The sequence below is a fragment of the Streptomyces sp. NPDC006872 genome (assembly GCF_040635845.1).
In the GTDB taxonomy this organism is placed as follows: domain Bacteria; phylum Actinomycetota; class Actinomycetes; order Streptomycetales; family Streptomycetaceae; genus Streptomyces.
Genome location: NZ_JBEYIL010000029.1, coordinates 88,569 through 105,125, shown reverse-complemented (window position 1 = coordinate 105,125; position 16,557 = coordinate 88,569). Strand labels below are relative to the sequence as shown.

17 protein-coding genes and 1 pseudogene are annotated in these 16,557 nt (G+C 67.4%); 5 read left to right on the top strand and 13 right to left on the bottom strand.

The genetic code is table 11. From position 1 onward, the window contains the following. The 4 genes from ABZ725_RS48760 to ABZ725_RS48745 form a co-directional block, all read right to left on the bottom strand. On the bottom strand, positions 1 to 248 hold a 248-nt coding region (locus ABZ725_RS48760; RefSeq protein ID WP_358808827.1), incomplete at its 3' end, for a hypothetical protein. Positions 249 to 310: 62 nt separating this feature from the next. Then, positions 311 to 1,288: a CopG family transcriptional regulator gene (locus ABZ725_RS48755; protein WP_358808826.1), complete on the bottom strand. Its 978-nt coding sequence runs from the start codon at positions 1,286 to 1,288 to the stop codon at positions 311 to 313. Then, a complete protein-coding gene (locus ABZ725_RS48750) occupies positions 1,285 to 1,836 on the bottom strand; it encodes a hypothetical protein (protein ID WP_358808825.1) in 552 nt (183 codons plus the stop codon). Before ABZ725_RS48750 ends, ABZ725_RS48755 begins: the two co-directional genes overlap by 4 nt. Before the next feature lie 763 nt (positions 1,837 to 2,599). Continuing rightward, a complete protein-coding gene (locus ABZ725_RS48745) occupies positions 2,600 to 2,824 on the bottom strand; it encodes a hypothetical protein (RefSeq protein ID WP_358808824.1) in 225 nt (74 codons plus the stop codon). 141 nt (positions 2,825 to 2,965) lie between these two features. Between ABZ725_RS48745 and ABZ725_RS48740 the strand changes: the two genes are divergently transcribed. Further along, positions 2,966 to 3,508: an HU family DNA-binding protein gene (locus ABZ725_RS48740; RefSeq protein ID WP_358808823.1), complete on the top strand. Its 543-nt coding sequence runs from the start codon at positions 2,966 to 2,968 to the stop codon at positions 3,506 to 3,508. Then, positions 3,508 to 3,921 carry a hypothetical protein gene (locus tag ABZ725_RS48735; protein ID WP_358808822.1) on the top strand — a complete coding sequence of 138 codons (414 nt, stop codon included), beginning with the start codon at positions 3,508 to 3,510 and terminating at the stop codon, positions 3,919 to 3,921. The genes ABZ725_RS48740 and ABZ725_RS48735 overlap by 1 nt, the downstream gene beginning before the upstream one ends. Positions 3,922 to 4,109: 188 nt before the next feature. Here the strand turns inward: ABZ725_RS48735 and ABZ725_RS48730 are convergent, their stop codons facing one another. The 5 genes and pseudogenes from ABZ725_RS48730 to ABZ725_RS48710 form a co-directional block, all read right to left on the bottom strand. Next, positions 4,110 to 5,984: a DNA/RNA non-specific endonuclease gene (locus tag ABZ725_RS48730; RefSeq protein ID WP_358808821.1), complete on the bottom strand. Its 1,875-nt coding sequence runs from the start codon at positions 5,982 to 5,984 to the stop codon at positions 4,110 to 4,112. Positions 5,985 to 6,316: 332 nt separating this feature from the next. After that, entirely contained in the window at positions 6,317 to 6,712 is a 396-nt protein-coding gene (locus ABZ725_RS48725) for a hypothetical protein (protein WP_358808820.1), read from the bottom strand. 154 nt (positions 6,713 to 6,866) lie between these two features. Next, positions 6,867 to 6,926: pseudogene (locus ABZ725_RS48720) on the bottom strand (hypothetical protein); the annotation flags it as partial. A 33-nt stretch (positions 6,927 to 6,959) separates the two neighbouring features. Next, positions 6,960 to 7,145 carry a hypothetical protein gene (locus ABZ725_RS48715; RefSeq protein ID WP_358808819.1) on the bottom strand — a complete coding sequence of 62 codons (186 nt, stop codon included), beginning with the start codon at positions 7,143 to 7,145 and terminating at the stop codon, positions 6,960 to 6,962. Further along, a complete protein-coding gene (locus tag ABZ725_RS48710) occupies positions 7,142 to 9,313 on the bottom strand; it encodes a hypothetical protein (protein ID WP_358808818.1) in 2,172 nt (723 codons plus the stop codon). The genes ABZ725_RS48715 and ABZ725_RS48710 overlap by 4 nt, the downstream gene beginning before the upstream one ends. A gap of 1,026 nt (positions 9,314 to 10,339) precedes the next feature. Between ABZ725_RS48710 and ABZ725_RS48705 the strand changes: the two genes are divergently transcribed. Beyond that, on the top strand, positions 10,340 to 11,131 hold the full coding sequence (locus ABZ725_RS48705; protein ID WP_358808817.1) for an HAD family hydrolase: 792 nt from the start codon (positions 10,340 to 10,342) through the stop codon (positions 11,129 to 11,131). Between the two features lie 4 nt (positions 11,132 to 11,135). After that, a complete protein-coding gene (locus ABZ725_RS48700; protein WP_358808816.1) occupies positions 11,136 to 11,978 on the top strand; it encodes a DUF1932 domain-containing protein in 843 nt (280 codons plus the stop codon). A gap of 7 nt (positions 11,979 to 11,985) precedes the next feature. On the opposite strand, the gene ABZ725_RS48695 is transcribed toward ABZ725_RS48700, so the two are convergent. From ABZ725_RS48695 to ABZ725_RS48680, 4 genes are all read right to left on the bottom strand, one after another. Further along, a complete protein-coding gene (locus ABZ725_RS48695) occupies positions 11,986 to 12,537 on the bottom strand; it encodes a GIY-YIG nuclease family protein (RefSeq protein ID WP_358808815.1) in 552 nt (183 codons plus the stop codon). Further along, positions 12,534 to 13,130 (bottom strand): AAA family ATPase, encoded by a 597-nt coding sequence (locus ABZ725_RS48690; RefSeq protein ID WP_358808814.1) that lies wholly within the window; start codon positions 13,128 to 13,130, stop codon positions 12,534 to 12,536. The genes ABZ725_RS48695 and ABZ725_RS48690 overlap by 4 nt, the downstream gene beginning before the upstream one ends. After that, on the bottom strand, positions 13,127 to 14,134 hold the full coding sequence (locus ABZ725_RS48685; RefSeq protein ID WP_358808813.1) for an AAA family ATPase: 1,008 nt from the start codon (positions 14,132 to 14,134) through the stop codon (positions 13,127 to 13,129). Before ABZ725_RS48685 ends, ABZ725_RS48690 begins: the two co-directional genes overlap by 4 nt. Positions 14,135 to 14,337: 203 nt before the next feature. Beyond that, the gene (locus ABZ725_RS48680; RefSeq protein WP_358808812.1) at positions 14,338 to 15,090 is read right to left on the bottom strand and encodes a GntR family transcriptional regulator; all 753 of its coding nucleotides are present in this window, start codon (positions 15,088 to 15,090) and stop codon (positions 14,338 to 14,340) included. 388 nt (positions 15,091 to 15,478) lie between these two features. Between ABZ725_RS48680 and ABZ725_RS48675 the strand changes: the two genes are divergently transcribed. Then, positions 15,479 to 16,312, top strand: a complete 834-nt coding sequence (locus ABZ725_RS48675; protein WP_358808811.1) for a hypothetical protein — start codon at positions 15,479 to 15,481, stop codon at positions 16,310 to 16,312. Positions 16,313 to 16,557: the final 245 nt, after the last annotated feature.

Genomic DNA, 16,557 nt, shown 5'->3' with positions numbered 1-16,557 from the left:
GGCATGCACCACCATCCCGACAGCCCCACCAGCACCAGATCGCCGGACGGTAGAAACATGGATACACCGCAATAGATCAGGTGAAAACGACCTCTCAGCCGGTGGCCACCGTCGCCCAGAAGGTGGAAATCGTCCACGGCGTGCTCATCTTCGTCGGCGACTTCGACGAGCGTGACCTGGACACTGCACGACGTGCCTATCCGGGCCGTCGTCCGGTGCTTAACGCCGACGGCGGATTGGAGGTTCATCCGGCTGGGGGGGGGTGACGCGGCTCCCCTGCTTGCTTGGGAGAGGGCAGTTGCTCGACCCACTACCCCCAGCGCCTCAGCTCCCGCGTCAGCTCCTGGTGCCACGCTGTACGGCGCGGGGCGCGGTGGCCGTCAGGCGGAGCGCCAAGGGCGACCACAGGATCGGTGATCCGGTAGGTGACCCGGTAGGCCAGGACATCGGTCGCGGCGTCCATCCAGTCGTTGGCGTTCCGGGAAGGCGCCATCGGGCCGAGCACGGTGACGAACCACACCGGCAGCAGCTCCGTGCCGCTGAGTGCTTCGGAGAGCCGGCTGCGCAGCCGAAGCTGCAGCTTCGCGTTCGCCCGCTGGCCCGCGTCGATCACTTTGGCATTCTTCGCCCGAAGAACGTCATCCGCCTCCAGCTTCTGCCGGGCCGCCTCCGCGCTGGTCGTCAGCGGCCCGATCCGGCTGTGAACCTCCCGGGCCTTGGGCGCGGAGGCCTTGAAGTCGAGTTCGGCCGCCTTCCGCTCAGCGTCTCCCGCCTGCGTGGTGGCCAGGACCGCGGCGGCGAGAAGGACCGCGGCACGGTGCCGGCCCCGCTCCTTCAGGGCGTGCCCCAGATGGTCACCGGCCAGTTTCAACCGGGAGCGCTCGTAGTCGGCCAGCAGGCCGGCACGCGCATCGAGGCCCTTGTTCACGGTGACCGCCAGGGCGTGCAGCTCGTCCCCTCGGTCCTCATCGAGGTCGACGACGACGGCGCCCTCGGCTTGGCGCAGATACCGCTCCAGCGCCGCCACCCGGGTAGCAAGCCGGTCCACGCTCCCGTCGACCTCCGAGATGCTGTCACCGAGGTCGCTTTCGACCCGCTCAGTCTCCGCCTTCGCTTCCCGCAGGTCGTACTCGAGACTGTCGACCCGGCGGGGAATGCCCTCCATCTGGTCGACGGCGTCCTCCACCTCCGACAGTTTGAAGCTCACCTCGGACAAGGTGTGCTGCAGGCTGGTTTCAAGGCTGTGGACCTTGCGGTCCAGGCTCGTGTACGCCCCTTCCAAGCTCACGCTGCCGCCTTCCCTTCCCGCGTGTGTGCGGCGTCGGCGTCGGTCGCCAGGACGAAGCTGCCGATCCAGCCGACGGCCGCGGCGATCCAGAACCATCCGGACAGCACACCAAAGACGAGCAGGGGCACCAGCACGGTGACCGCTCCCAAGACGCCGGCCGCGATGCGCAGCTCCCGGTGCCCCTGTACCGGGGCGTCCATCCCGGTGGCCAGGAGACCGAACAGCAGCTGGAAGACGGCGAGAGCCACCCAGCCCCAGCCGATCCAGCCGGTCAGCGGCGCCAGACCGAGCAGCACGGCCCCGAGCGCGTGCACCCGACCCGACCAGGTGAGGGCGCTCTTGCTGACCTGCCGGTGCGGCTCTTCCCGCTTCGCCGGGGCCTGGGCTTCGTACGACAGCAGCGCCGATCCGGCGTTGACCAGCTGCGCGAAGAGCGCCTCATAGTGCGGATGGTCTTCAGGCATGCCCTGTAACTCCTGGAGCACCGAGCTGATGTCCGCCTGGAGGCCGACGACCTCATCGGCTATCTCGTGATCGATCTCGCCCACTCGTACCCCCTGTCACGACGCGCCGCCGGAACACTTCCCCGCAGCGGCCCGCATCAGCCGCAAACTGATCGACCGTACCGGCCTGCGTCCGCAGTGAGCTGGTCAATGATCAGAAGTGGCCGAATCCGCGCTGCCCCACCACCCGCGTGGTGCCCAGACCGCGACAACGCCCTCGTGCTCCTGGCACTCGCTCATGCCGGGCTGCCCGCAGGGTCGGTCGTCCCGGCGGAGCGGGTGAGGAAAGCAGCGAGATCGGCAGCGGCTTCGTGGCTGGCGGTGGTTACCCGGGCCGCGAACGCCAACTGGCCCCGGCCGGTGTCCGGGACCCGGCGGCCGAGTTCGGCGAGCAGCGGCGACCGCCCCCCTGCTCGGCCCGCCCTGCATGGAACTCCACCCCCACATCACCCGCCAGCACCACTCCGAAATCGGCACCATCCCGCTCCCCCAGCCCGCCCGCGTCGACCAACTACGCAACCTCACGTCCCCCCCTGTGAGCGCGGATGACGAACCAGCCCTCACCCCGGGGTATCTGCCCTCCCGCCGCAGACCAGGGGAGGTTGCGGCTTGAGAAGGCACCAAGCGGAAACTGGTCGATGCGGGCTTGCGGCGTCCGCTCGATGAGCGGAACGTCTTGGAGCAACGGCCCCGCGGCGGCGGACTCCGGTAGACGGGAGAGGGTGCGGCACCGTCGGCCAGGAGCCGAGCGGTGCGCACGGCGTCGGTACGAACGGCTGGTTCACCCCGGCGGCGGCCGGGACGCTGATCAGACGGGCAACCGCCACAGCCGTGACCGTGCCCGGGCGTGCTCAGCCGGCGTCTCGCGGACGAGGTGGTAGAGGTTCTCGAAGTACTGCTGCCATCGGTCCGGATCGGGCAGGGCGTTCTGTGCGCGCCGGGCCCGTTCCACCGTCACCAGCGGCTCCATGTGCTCCCACACCGAGATCACCGAGCCGCCCAGGTAGCTCTCGGCAAGCCCCTCCGTAGGCAACAACGCCGAGTGAGTTGGCCAGGAGGGTCGTCAATGGGCCAACGGGAGGAGATGGCGCGGATGGTAGCCGCACCTCCGGGATTCCCGAGCAAGCCGTGCATATGGTCAGGTAAGCCATAATTTCAAACCCATGGAATCGACGTGAACAAGGCGCAGCTCGTAGAAGCGATTGCCGACAAGCTGGGCGGCCGCCAGCAGGCCGCCGAGGCGGTCGACGCGGTCCTGGACGCCATCGTCCGCGCGACCGTCGCCGGAGACCGGGTGTCGGTCACCGGCTTCGGTTCGTTCGAGAAGGTCGACCGGCCGGCCCGCTACGCCCGCAACCCCCAGACGGGCGAGCGGGTTCGGGTCAAGAAGACGTCCGTGCCGCGCTTTCGCGCAGGCCAGGGCTTCAAGGACCTGGCGAGCGGGTCGAAGAAGCTCCCGCGCGGTGGCGAGGTCGCCGTCAAGAAGGCCCCCAAGGGCAGCATGACCGGCGATGCCTCCGCGACGGCCAAAAAGGCGGCTGCGAAGAATACCACGGCCAAGAAGGCGACAGCGAAGAAGACTACTGCCGCCAAAAAGACAGCGGCGAAAAAATCAGTAGCTAAAAAGGCGACAGTGAAGAGGGCTCCCGCAAAGAAGGCTACGACAAGGAAAGCAGGAGTGGGTAAGTCAAATGGCAGCAAGGGGCCGAAGAGCTGATGAAGCTCTGGGAGGCACGAGATAATTTCTACAAGGCTAGCGACACGGCTAGTCAGGTTGCTCGCCAATTGGCCCTCGGTGGAATTGCGGTGTTCTGGCTGCTGTCGGGAGGCCTCCACCCTCCGAAAGGGGGACTCGCACTCCGACTCTTTTGGGCTGGCCTGGCACTTTCGGTTGCGATCTTCCTGGACATGTTCCAGTTTCTTTGGAAGGCAAGCGCATGGGCCTATTGGAGCCACAAGAAGGAGGATGCCTTTGAGAAGCTGCACGGCGTGGGAAACTATGACGACGAAGAGGTCCTCGGGATCCCGCCGTGGGTGAACAAGGTCACTTGGACCTTGCTGTTCGCCAAGGTTTCTTTGCTTGTCGCGGCTTACGTGTTGCTACTCATGGAATACGCAGACAGAACTTAGCGCCACATGACATCGCCGTTCAGGTTTGCGTGCTCTCTGCCCAGTCGGCCGCCTCGCCGAGGAATCTACCGTGACCGTCGAAAACCTCCACCGTAGGTATCTTTTGTGAGTCGTTCCGCACTGATCGAGGTGCTGGCAGTCAGCCGCCTCGATTACGGCCGTTCGGTTACAGGCATGGAGTCCTGGCCTTATCCCCACCGGATGTCGCTCAGACTATCCAGCGGACTCCGGTCGGCCACCGATTCGGGACCGTGCAGGACGTCCCCTTTGTGTAGGGCCGTGGGAAATTGTAGACGGGTGCGGTCTTCGATCTCGCCAAGGGTGACCTGGAAGACTCGGAACTCATCGAGTTCGATGGCCTCGAGCTGGTCGAGATTTTGAGTGAGCAAGAACGCCTTGGCCTTGAGCGTGCCCTGTTCGGTGAAGATAATGATCTTCCAGAACTCGCGGGGGATTCTTACTCCACGGAAAATTCGGTCGTCGTCTTGGAAGATGGGCCCGCCGAACACGCTGACCTTCAGGTCGTCGACGTCAACATCGGCGAAGATGGCGTCTTCCAGCTCGCCCCACAGTCCGTTCTTGGAGCTCTGATTGAAGTCATCCATCTGCGGGGTGATGTTGGTGTAGGAGAACGAGTCGGTGTTGGCCTTCTTGGCTTCCGGCAGGCTGCCCCACAGCAGGTCGGCGCGGCGGGCGATGTGCCCGCGATCCAGCCGGTTGTTTTCGTAAAGCTCGTTGCCCACCTGCGACGTGGCCGGCAGCCGCGGATCCTTGACGAATGGGATGCCCTGGCGGCTGAGCTTCTTCAGCGAGCCGCCGTCGATGTTCCAACCCACCCAGAACGGGAAGCGCCGTTTCTTGCTCAGCGTGAGCGAGAAATGAGTATATGGAATGATATCGGAGCCGTTGAGGAGGATCGCCTCGGGTTTGAGATCAGCGTCCAGATGCGGGACTTCGATGCGCTTGCCGAGGAAATTTGGGTCGTAGCCCGTAACGGCCTGGATTTCTTCGGGTGCCGGCGGAGTCAGGGTGATCTCGAGCTTCTCGAAGACCGAGGTCGACAGGCAGGCTAGAGCGTGCTCGTCTGGGTCGCCCTGGCCCTCGCCGGCGAAGTGCAGCCCGGCCATGACCGCCACTGGACCCCGGCTGCCGTTCTGCTTGAACATCCACACGGCTCCGGAGTCGCCGCTGCGACTGATCTCCCCGTCGTCCGGCGGGTGGTTGGCGTCAGGGCCGACCTCGAAGCAGCCGATGGTTTTTACACCAACCTGGCCGCCGTAGTTGATCTTTGCGACGGTGTCAATCCGGCGAACAATGCCGTGCGTGATGCCAGTTGTCCGCCCACTTTTGATCACCCTGTCGTCGAGTTCCGGTTCTCCCAGGGTTCGTGGCGCCACACCCAGCTCGAAGATCTCCTGGACGAAGCCGCGGTCCTCGATGGTCGCCACGGCACAGTCACCAGCAACGCCCAGGTGAGAGCGCTTCAGAACGCCGAGACGGTTTCGCCTCACACGGTTGTCGTCATGTGGGCCAGGCTGAACGACCTCGCTCCCCAGCTCGCCGTTGTGGCCGTGAAGCACATGCCAGTTACTGAGTACGTATGGAGTGCCGTCGGCCTTGTCGAACACGATGCAGCCGATCGTTCCGGACTCCGGGGGTTCAGCGTTCACCCCCACACTCACTCCAGGTTCGATCGGATTCAGCCGCCTCTTGCGCAGAGGGCTTTCGACCTCGTCCACCGTTCTGAAGTTTGGTGTGTAGGTGCGCTGGATGACATCGGTGGGAACCTCGACATCGTCGACAGTGATTGTCTCGGGGATCAGGCTGGTGCCCAGGGCCTCCAGTTCCTCCGGCCGGACCTTGCTGGCCACAGTGAACTGCAGTGCCACCTGCCGACTCTGCCGGTCACCAGTTTCCTTGCGGCCGATCCCGACGGAGGTGATGTTCGAATCCTCCAGCCACTCGGGGCCGCGGGCGCGGATGTAGCGCCGCAACGATCCGATCAGCTCCTGCTCGGAGAGTGCGGACTTTTTCTGCGAGGCCTTCTTGGACTTTGTGGCCATGACGGGTTGTCCCTTCACCCGAGGAGACGGCGCACGCGAGGCGCTCCACCGTCGGCCGAGAGACCGGTAGGAGGCTCGCTTCGACAGTGATGACTACAAATAGTAGCGATTCTTAACTCGCTGTGTGTGAAAATGGGTGCGTCCGGTGCGTGGAAACGACCCGCACAAGACCAGCCCACCACTCTTCCACCGGGACTTGGGCCGACGCACCGCTGACGGGATCTGGCAACAGGGCGAACGGAGTAGGGCCGGAAGCAGGGTCATCATCTTTCCAACCGGCCACCCCTTGGGCGCTGGCCTGCATTCTCTCGAACCAATCCCCCACCTCCCGTTCACGCTGTGGACTGCAGCGGCCCCGACCCCGGTACCGCGGACACGGTCCCGGCTTTCTGTCCTGCTCGTTCCTCACGGGCTCGACGCAGGGCGGCCGCGCGGGTGGCGTCGGCTTTGTGGCGGCGCCGGAGGTGGGCCAGCTCGATCGAGGCCAGCGCATCGTCCGGGACGACTTCGGGTTCGGGGAACGCGCGGCGGCTGAGTTCGCGCATCGCCCGGGTCTGCCGCTCCACCGCTTCCGCGATGCCCGGGTCCACGCGGCGTGGCGGCGCGGCCTCCTGGTGCGCGGCGAGCGCGCGGCGGTAGCCGTCGCACGCCGTCTCCCTGGTCCTCACCGGGCCCGTGGGCGGGGCCGGGACTTCCGGGGCGACGTCGTCCGGGGTGAGCGTGGGCACGGAGCCGGGCGTGAGGATCCGCAGGGAGCGGATGACCGTACGGCCGGCCGACGTGTTGGCGGCCGCGATGATCCAGGCCTGTTCCAGCCGGGCCTTTCGTCGCCCATGCCGCAGACTCCGGGCACACAGTGAGCCGTCCGGAGTCAGGGTCGTAGCCGACCGCCACGACGTGCCCGGCGAGTTCGGGGGCGAGGGCCTCCCACTGCTGGCGCAGCGTGGCGCCGGCGGCCGGGAGCTCCCAGGCCCGCTAGGTCACCAGGGCGCCGATCGCCGCACCGAGTCCCATCGGCTCGCGGCCGTCGCGCCGGACCACCGACGTCGTCCGGGGCTTCAGCTTCGACGTACGGGTGTTGCCGCCGTTCTTGCGTGCCGTCTCCAGCGCGGCGCGCAGCGCGACCCGGGCCAGGTCGACGCCCGACAGCTCGCCGCTCATGACCGCTCCCAGGTGGTGTAGCCGAGGTTCAGGTGCCCGAGGCGGGACAGGCGCTGCACGTCCGCGACGAAGGCCCTGGTGAACAGCCTCTGTGCGGAGTGCTCGCCGTACCGGTCGATGTGGTCGAAGACGACCTGGTGGTCGCGGGCCGCGCGGGTGCGCCAGTCCAGGACCTGCTCGCGGGTCAGGTCCTCGAGGACCAGGTCCTGGTCGACGTCGTCGGCTGCCGGCTGCGGTGCGGGCACGGCGGGGGCCGGACGAGGGGCGGGCAGCCCATCGTGGGCAGGATGCGCGGCTGCGGCGCGGGCCTTGGCTACCACCTGCCGGGCCCTGACCTGCTCCCACTCGTGCTCGCGGGCCCACGCCCGGGCGGTCACGGTCTCGTGCAGCTGCCGATCGATCGTCGTACGGCGCTCCGCCTCGGAGGCGTACGGCATCGCGTTGTCGACGGCGGCCGCGACCGCGTGACGCTGCGCACGGCTGCCAGCCCGCCGCTCTTCGCACCGCGGGCAATCCCGGCCCGAGTCGAGCAGCATGCGGTCGTCGCACAGCCGCTCACCGCATTCCTGCCGCTGCGGCAGACCCTTGCCGATCAGCCAGCCCACCGGGTCCTGGATCGGGCCACCGAGGCGCAGCTGATCGGCCAGGCGTCGGGCGAGCCGGTCGGCGAGGACCTGCGGCGCGTCGATCCGGCCGACGAACCCGCTCACCGTGGCCAGCTCGGAGCGGGCGGCGGCTTCCACCAGGCGGCGGGAGGCGGGACGCTCCAGACGCGCCCAGACCAGCCGCACCGGCTCCAAGATCACCCGCAGGTCATCCGCCGGCAGGACCACCCTCCCCCGCTGCTGCCTGCCCTGACCTGCACCGTCCACGACCCGCACCGGCAGGCCTGGCACCGGCCCGCGGCCGCCCATCTCGCTGCTCGACGACGGGGACTTCTTCGGCTGTTCCCCGCGCAGCGGGCCGTCCTCGCCGTCGACCAGGCACAGCCCGTCGAGAGCGTCGGCATCCACGGCCTGGCCCTCGCGCTCGCTTGCGTACTCCGGCCGACGGCCTTCCCCATGACGGCCTTCGCCGGAAAACCCGCCAGAGAGCGAGAGAGAAGAGACGGAAGTACCCACAGGAGGGTGATCAGTGTGAAGGGTTGCCGCAAGCGCGGGGTCTGTCACACCAGCCTCGTCCGCCACCTGCACACCGTTGACCTGCGGATCTGTTTCCGACTCGGAGGCCTCACTACCCCCTACTGCAAGCGCGGGGTTTGAAAACTCGGGCTCGGCAGCTTCCAGACGGTCCTCCTGGGCGTCGGCGATCCCATCCCGGCCGTGTGCGGCAGCGACCGTCGGCACCACCAGCCGCGTCCGGTGACGCAGCTTCGACGCGGTCCGCACACGGACCCGCACCACCAAGTCGCGGTCCTCCAGACGCTCCAGCACCCGCTCACCCGCCGACGCAGTGCAGCCCAGCAGCCGGGCCACCGTCGCCGCCGCCCGGCCGCGCCGGGTGTCCACCGTGCCGCCGCACTGCCGCACCCGACCGTTCTCCCGCGCCTCCAGCACCAGCAGCAACAGCGCCAGCCGATCCGTCGCAGCCGCCCGGCCCGTACGTGACCCGAGCAGGCCGGCCGGAGTCACCGATCCGTCCCGGTGTACCCAGCCCGGCGCCATCACGGCCTCCAGCAGCCGCAGCAGCGTCGCGAGCTCCTTCTTAGCCAGGGCCAGCGGGTGTCCGACCGTGCCGTGCACGGCCCACATCGGCAGCACCTTGCACTCCAGCCCGCCGTCCTGGCCGAACTCGCCCTCCGCCGTGGCGACGTCGACGACGCCCGAGCGTCGCAACGCCGGCACCACGTCCGAGGCGACGTACGACGCCGACAGCCCCAGCCACCGCCCCAGCTCCGGCGTACGGATCTCCACCACACCCGACTCCGACGGCGTACGCGACGCCAGCACAATCACCGCGAGACGGACCGCGTCCGACATGCCGTCCAGTCCGGGGACGTCCAGCAGCATGCACACCGCACCACCCAGCCGGGCACGGGCATCCCGCCCCAACGCGAGCGGATGCGCCGGACCACGCACCGGCACCGGGCCGGCCTGGACGGGCACCGACCGCAGCCGACGACGCGGCACACCGTTGATCGCGGCGGCCGGCGCCGCCACCGCGCTCACCAGGCACCCCGGAAGGACGTCAGGACATGATCCATCCGGCGACCATGGACCAGGTCACCTGTGGATAGATTCCGGCGAGCTGCAGCAGGCCTATGGATGACGGTTCCGGACGCGGGCGCGACGGGAGCCGGGAAAGAGAGGTGCACACCTTCTAGGGGTGTTGCGATCGAGTCCCGTGTGACATCGGACGGGCGCGAGATCGGAAAGGCATCCTGAACAGCGGGATGTACCGGGCGAATCGGTCTGTGAGATTGAGCCAGACCGGACGTTGCGGGCGCGCAAAAGCGCATGAAACAGGCATGAGCGGGCTGGCGAAAGCCCGCGCGGTCGTGCAGAATGACGACGTCCTCCTTCTATGAAGGTGGGTACGACGAAGCCCCTAGTGGTGCTTCGTGGTTCGGTGAGAACCAGGAGTTGAACCGTTCGGCCGGGTGCGAACCGGTCGGGCGATCCCTTCGGAGGGCCTGCGAAGCTCTCCGGTGGCAGATGGGGTGCCAGCCGAGGTGACTGCGAATCACCTGGGGGCTGGTCCCCGGCGGCGACGCCGCCTCTCGACTAACTCACACCGCTCCCCTCAACCGGGGGACTGACGGCTGTGCGCAGCACAAACGCCCCGCCGAAGGGCCAGCGGTCGCTCATGCGCTGCTGGCACCACGGCGGGGCGCTGTGTGTCTGGGGCAGGGTACGGGTACCCTGGATCATGTCGATCACCTTGGACTCGCTGAAAAGGACGGGTGGTCGGCTGGCCGTTGGACTCCTTCCACAAAGTCCTTCGGCTCGCCCCCTCGACTTGCTGAAGGTCGTGGGGGCCATTTTTTTATTGATCAAGCTCGGGGACACGATACTCCCCTGCCTCTCCGATACGGGCCCCAGGGGCTCACGTGTCGCACGGCCCCACGCTTGATGTCGGCCCGTCAAAGGCCCCACGTCCTTCGCGAAATGAAGCACCTCCAGGTGCAGGAACGCCCTGGTGAACAGGCGAGTTCCCTTGATTCGAGCACAATCTGATCGCACATCAAAAGCCCTTTGAACAGGCTGATCTGCAAATCCCGCCCGGCGGTCTTCTTGATGCCCGCGCGTCCCGTGCGGCGGGATGCGGCCCGGCTCAAGCCCGCCGAAGGCACGTCCAATCGGAGGCGATGCCGCGTCGCGGATAGGGTCACCTTCGTGCAGCAACGACTGGCCCTCTTCGACCTCGACGGCACGCTGGTGGACCGGCAGTCGGCGGTGACCGGTGCCGTGACCGCCCTGTGTCGACTCCACGGTTTCAATCCCACCGTCGAACAGTGGCTGCTTGCCCGGCTGGCAGACCGAGCGAACGCGAGTGACTTCGCCCAGCTGTGCGCTGTCTTCGGCCTGTACGAGCCAGCCGCGGAACTGTGGCACGAGTACGTCGACCTGATGGCGGCCGCGGTCTCGTGCCGTCCAGCTGTTCTCACGGGCCTGGCCCGACTCCGGGACACGGGATGGACGATCGGCATCGCCACCAACGGCGCCTCCGAGATCCAGCGCGCCAAGCTTGCCGCGACCGGCATCAGCGACCTGATCGACGGCGTTGCCGCCTCCGGCGACCAGGAGATTCGCAAGCCCGACCGGCGCCTCTTCGAACTCGCTGCCTCCCGCTGCGGCGCGAGCCTTGCACACGGTGGCTGGATGATCGGCGACAACCCGGCTGGCGACATCGGCGGCGGCCACCAAGCCAGCCTGCACACCATCTGGCTGCGCGGCCGTCCCTGGCCCAACGGCCTTGCCGCTGCGGACCACACCGTCGGCGACGTCACCGACGCCATCGCCATCCTGCTCAACGAGACGGAGTAGCGCCATGCTCACCCAGCCCACCGTCGGCATGCTCCACCCCGGCAGCATGGGAGTCGCCGTCGCTGCCTGCGCCGCGCCCAACGCGGCCGCCGTCCTGTGGTGCACAGACGGGCGCAGCCCGGCGAGCATCGCTCGAGCCGAGCGGTTCGGCCTGGAGCCGGTGCCCACGCTGCAGGAGCTGCTCGACCGGAGCGACATGGTCATCAGCCTCTGCCCGCCTGCTGCAGCCGAGGACCTTGCCCGCGAGGTCGCGGCGCACCGGTTCGAGGGCGTGTATGTCGAGGCGAACGCCATCAACCCCGAACGATCTGTACGGATCGCGCGATTGCTCGAAGCGACAGCGACCGTCGTGGACGGCGGCGTCGTCGGCTCCCCGCCAGTGCGAGGCAAGACGCCAACGCTGTACCTGTCCGGGCCAGCCGGCGCGACGGCCTGTGTGGAGGAGGTCTTCGTGGGCACCAACGTCCTGACCAAGGTGCTGGGCACCGACGTGGGCCAGGCATCCGCGCTGAAGCTGGCGTACGCCTCGTTCCAGAAGACGAGCCGCGTGCTGGTGGCGCTCTCGGTGGGGTTGGCACGCGAGCACGGCGTCGACCAAGAACTCATCGACGTCGCCTCACGGCGCACCGACTCGTACCTCTCCGAGCCGGAATACATCGCCAAGACGGCGGCGCGCGCCTGGCGCTGGGGGCCCGAGCTGGAGGAAGCAGCCGACACGCTTGCGGCCGCCGGCCTTCCTCCAGAGATGCTGCGTGCGGCGGCGTCGACGCTGGCACGGTGGAACGACTCCAAAGACGACGGCGAGCTCACACTCACCGACGCCCTCAACCAGCTCGCCCAGCCGTAGCCCATGGTCATGCCGTCCGAACCTCCGGAAAGCGCTCAGCCCAGGGGCGACCTTCCCAACTCGTCTCATGCACGACGAAGTCGGGGTCGCATAGATGGACGAGACGCCCTGTGCGGCAATCGACACAGCCACTGCTGGCATCGCACTGATGGAACACGTCCTCGTCAGAGCCGGGCGACAGAGCGACCCCGTATGCCGAGAGAACAGCGGTGACGCGCAGAGGGAACCGATCGTGCCAGTTCACGCCACCGAACTGTGCTGTATGGGGGTCGGTAGGGCGCTGTGCACGCAGCCGTGAAACACCAAGAGCCACTGCAGCGCGTACTTCTTCTATCGGGTCGTTACCCAACTCGAACCACTCGCCGCGCTTCTGGTAAGCGCCGAAGTAACAGTGCAGCGCCTCCTCCAGAACACGCCCGCCCTCAAACGTTGCCAACAGCGCCAGACGCACTGGAGAGCCCACCTGGATAGTCCAGAGGCGCTTCTCGGGAGCTGTGCTGCGCCCGATCTTCACTATGCGCGAGCCGGGCGAGCCAATGACGTACACCTGTTCGGTCATGCGTGTCCCCTCTGATCGCCCGGAGCAGGCAATGCTCCGGAGCGCCCAGCCACCAGCCGGTCGATGAGCCCGGCTGCTTCCTCCGGCGGCGTCGCTGTGGTGTCCACCCGGAGATCCCAGACCAGGTCCGGGTGCGTGTCCATGTCCTCGCGGGTCGCCTCCCAGGCCGCAAGGCGCGCCGTGGTGTCGCTGTCACCGCGGGCGATGGACCGTTGCGCGGTCTCCTCCTGAGAACACCACAGCAGCACCCGCACCCAGTCGGCCGGAAAGCCCTCCACCAGGGCGCGGATGCCATCGATCTGACCGAGATGCACGACTGGAACCCCGGCCGCGAACGCGGCGTCCAAGCCCTGCCGGTCGATGACGTACGTGTTGCCGTACCGCGAGTTCGCATAGATGACATCGCCAGCTGCTTCCAGCTCCCGCAGCTGCGCAGTCGTGCCCATCCGGTAGCCGCCGCTCTTGCCCGAGCCAGCCTTCAGCCGCGCGAACTGACCGTAGCGGGATTCGAGTTTCGCAAGGGCGCGAGTGACCGTGTCCTTCCCGGCTGCCGGTGGACCGTATAGGAGGACACCCAGCTTCTTGCGGCTCATCCGTGCACTGCCCGGAGGGCGTGCCGAGCCTGGTCAGCCAGCGAAATCGCTGTGCCCAGCCTGTTGTCGACGACGAGGTGCGGCACGACCGGGCGCAGCTCCAGGTTGACGGTCGACATGTACTCATCCCAGCGTTGGAGTTTCCAGGCATCGCGCGCTGCCGATCGGAAGCTGATGTACTCCCGCATGGACTCCGAATCGCACTGCACCCAGACCGGCGATACATCCACACCCAGAGCGCTGCACTTGTTGATCAACCGGTTCATCCACGCCTCGGAAGTCATCTCCCCGATGAATGGCGCAGTCAGCACTGTGCTGATCCCGCAGTTGATGTTGGCGTAGGCGGCCTGCATCAGGCAGTCGTACTCCACCGGCCGCACATGCTCGCGATACAGATCGGTATGCCGGTCGTTCGCGTCGCCTCCGAGCGCGACCAGCAGCTGCTCCACGAGAGGCCGGGTCAGCGGATCCTTGTCCAGCAGCGGCCAGCCGGTGAGCTGGGTGAGGAAGCGAGCGAACTCCGTCTTCCCGCTGCCGGCGAACCCGCCGACCAGCACCACCGACGGGCGGTGCGGGTCGCCACCGGTGTGACGACGCTTCCAGGCGTCCAGGATCCGCTGCTGAAGCCCGAGAGGATCCGCCTCAGCGGTACCCCCTATCTGCAACAGGGCGCGCTCCACGGCCAGGACGTGCGAGCCGTTGCGCTGATCGTTCATCGGGGTCAGCTTGAACTGGGTGTCCTCGCCGGGCAGGGCGTTGCGGAAGCCCAGCTCAGGGTCGGTAGCCCGGTACAGCAGGCAGTACGCCCGGCGGTAGTGCGGTCCCGGGTAGACCTCACCCTGTTCGTGCTGCCACAGAGTCTGCGGATTCGCCGCTGGGATCCCCTTGAGCTTGGCCTCCTCAGCGAGCGCCCGAAGCCGCTCACCAGCTTGCTCAAGCGTCAGCCCGTGAGCCTCCCGCTGCTCCCGCAGCCGCTCGGGCCTCCACCCCAGATGCTTCCCCACGCCGCTTGCCTCCGTAGTCGCCATGACCCCGGACCCTATGGCTAGAGCCCGAAATCCCGTGTGTACGCGGATGTTGAAAACGTGTGAACGAGCCCGTGCACAGGCTTCGACAAGCGGCTGTGATTTTGCAGCGCCGCTCCGGCCGGTGTGATGGCCCCCACAAGACGAGCTGTCAGGGGGTCCCAGTGCGTGAGTTGGAACACTCAGGCGTCGAACGCGTAGTCCAGGACGTACGCGGCGCTGTCGAGCGTCATTTCGTTCACCTCGACCGCACGGCCGTCGGAATCGAAAGCTGTACGGCAGAGCTTGATCACTGGTCGCCCCAGGGGCACCTCGAGGCTTTCGGCTTCTTCAGCCGTGGGAAGGCGGCAGCGGATCTCCTCTCGGAAATGGGCCGGCGCATGGCCGATCTCCGAGAGACGGGCGTAGGTGCCACCCTCCCCGGTGTCGACGCGAGTGATGGCGGTGCCGTCGACCAGCTCAAACGGCAGGTAAGAGGTTGCGAGCATTACGGGCCGCTCGTCCAGGACGAAGCGCCGCGAGCGGGCGCACACAGTTACGCCGTCTTCGAGATCGAGCATGCGCGCGATGTGATCCGGTGCCACGACGGCGTCGACGCGGACATCGATCGTTACGGGCCGTTCCTCGTCAGCGGACCAGATCGACCTGCCCGTGCCCCACTGTGCGCGCGCCAAACGCTGGATGCCGTGACGGCGGATCGGGCGGAACGAAAGGACGCGGGCACCAGCCCCCTTTTTCGTCTCGACCAGCCCCTCGACCCGAAGGATTTTCAGAGCCTGGCGAGCGGTCAGCACGGCGACGCCGTACTGCTCAGCCAGAGCCGACTCGCCAGGCAGGCGGTCTCCGGGGCCGTACCGGCCCGACTCAATCGCCGCCTTCAAGTCGTCGGCAATCCGCTGATACTTCGGCCGCTGCGGGCCAGCCTCGCTCGCCATTCGTCTCCCTACCTCGTTAGCGATCCTACGGCTGCTGGCTATCGAGGCATCGGAGGGACGCCTTGATCCGCGCGGAAGTCGCGCGGCGAGACTACCTCGTTAACGAAACTTCTTGACATCGCTAACGAGGATGAGTCTACTAGAGCCCTAGCCGAGCTCGTTAACGAGGTTGGTTGCACGCAAACAGCAGGAGTCACCGTCCTTCGGGGCGGCGGCAATGGGGTTGAGCCCGCGCTCCCCCGGTCGGCGGCTCCTGTACCGAATAGCTCCAACCGAACCACCCCTGAACAGCGAAGTTGTGCTGTCTGTCCGCCAGGAGCTTCGGCCGCAAGGCCGGCCTGGCGCGGCAGAGAGGGCAGCACTCGCTTCACCTGCCGAAAGGAACGTGATGGCGAAGAACCGGAAGCGTCCAGGTCGGACCCGCACCAAGCGCGACAACCGCCGCGAGCCGATGCTGCTCAGCAAGATCGACCCTCAGGAGATCAACGTCCGTGAGGGCGAGGTCAAGTCCCTCGTCTGCCCCGACTGCCGCACCTGGCGGCGGTTGATGGGCGACACGAAGCTCGTGATTCGCGAGCACTGCCACAGCGACAAGGTCGCCCCCGGCAAGAAGCACGAGCGCTGCGCCGGCAGCAACCAGGTCGTCCAGCTCGACATCACCGTCGAGGCGTGGAGCGAGGCGATGCTCGCCGCCGACAGTACGGCGACCGGCCGCCGCTCCGCCCGCCAGCACTACAAGCCGCTCCCGGCCCCGGCTAAGCCCGTCGCCAAGTTGGCGCCCACCGCACAGCTCGCCCTCGCCGCTTACCGGGAGCACTTCAAGAAGTGCCAGGCCAGCAGCACGCCGGGACGCTGCACCGGCAGCCAGCGTTGCGCCGCCGGGGCCAAACTCGCCACGGTCTATGAGCAGCGCAAGGTCCTGGACCGCGAGCGATCCCGATTCGACCGCTCCTACATCGCGGCCGTCGCGAAGAACACCGCAGCCGAGTGGGCCAAGCACCACGAGGCTACGGGCGACGCGAAGACGGCCATGGCCAAGCGCAGCGGTACGACGGTCGAAGAGGCCAACAACTCCTGCCGGATCCGGCAGGCCGACACGATCTCCGAGTTCCGCGGCCCCCAGCTTCCGTTGGCACCGCAGCACATGGAGGCGCACGACCGGCGCCAGGCCGAACTGGGCAAGCGGTACGCGCAGGGGAAGTCGGCTACGTCAGCCGCCTGACCCGCACACCGAGACGATCGACCACGGTCCCGGCCACTCCGCGAACTGGGGTGGCCGGGACCGTGGCTGTTCGTACGACCAGCCAACTTCCCACCGGGGAGTGAACGCGACAGCCCCGGCGACTTGAGACCCCCGGGGCTGTCCAGGACCTGACTGGAGGACCTGATGCAGGTCAGCATCGCACGCCCGCTCGGCAACACCGACTCGGACCCTGACATGGATGAGGCACTGCGCCGGGCGCGGGG

What these genes read in the sequence shown, in the direction of transcription:
- ABZ725_RS48735 (WP_358808822.1), top strand. Translation starts at nt 3,508, where the DNA reads ATGAAGCTCTGGGAGGCACGAGATAATTTCTACAAGGCTAGCGACACG.
- ABZ725_RS48730 (WP_358808821.1), bottom strand. Translation starts at nt 5,984, where the DNA reads ATGGCCACAAAGTCCAAGAAGGCCTCGCAGAAAAAGTCCGCACTCTCC.
- ABZ725_RS48715 (WP_358808819.1), bottom strand. Translation starts at nt 7,145, where the DNA reads ATGAGCGGCGAGCTGTCGGGCGTCGACCTGGCCCGGGTCGCGCTGCGC.
- ABZ725_RS48700 (WP_358808816.1), top strand. Translation starts at nt 11,136, where the DNA reads ATGCTCACCCAGCCCACCGTCGGCATGCTCCACCCCGGCAGCATGGGA.
- ABZ725_RS48695 (WP_358808815.1), bottom strand. Translation starts at nt 12,537, where the DNA reads ATGACCGAACAGGTGTACGTCATTGGCTCGCCCGGCTCGCGCATAGTG.
- ABZ725_RS48690 (WP_358808814.1), bottom strand. Translation starts at nt 13,130, where the DNA reads ATGAGCCGCAAGAAGCTGGGTGTCCTCCTATACGGTCCACCGGCAGCC.
- ABZ725_RS48680 (WP_358808812.1), bottom strand. Translation starts at nt 15,090, where the DNA reads ATGGCGAGCGAGGCTGGCCCGCAGCGGCCGAAGTATCAGCGGATTGCC.
- ABZ725_RS48675 (WP_358808811.1), top strand. Translation starts at nt 15,479, where the DNA reads ATGGCGAAGAACCGGAAGCGTCCAGGTCGGACCCGCACCAAGCGCGAC.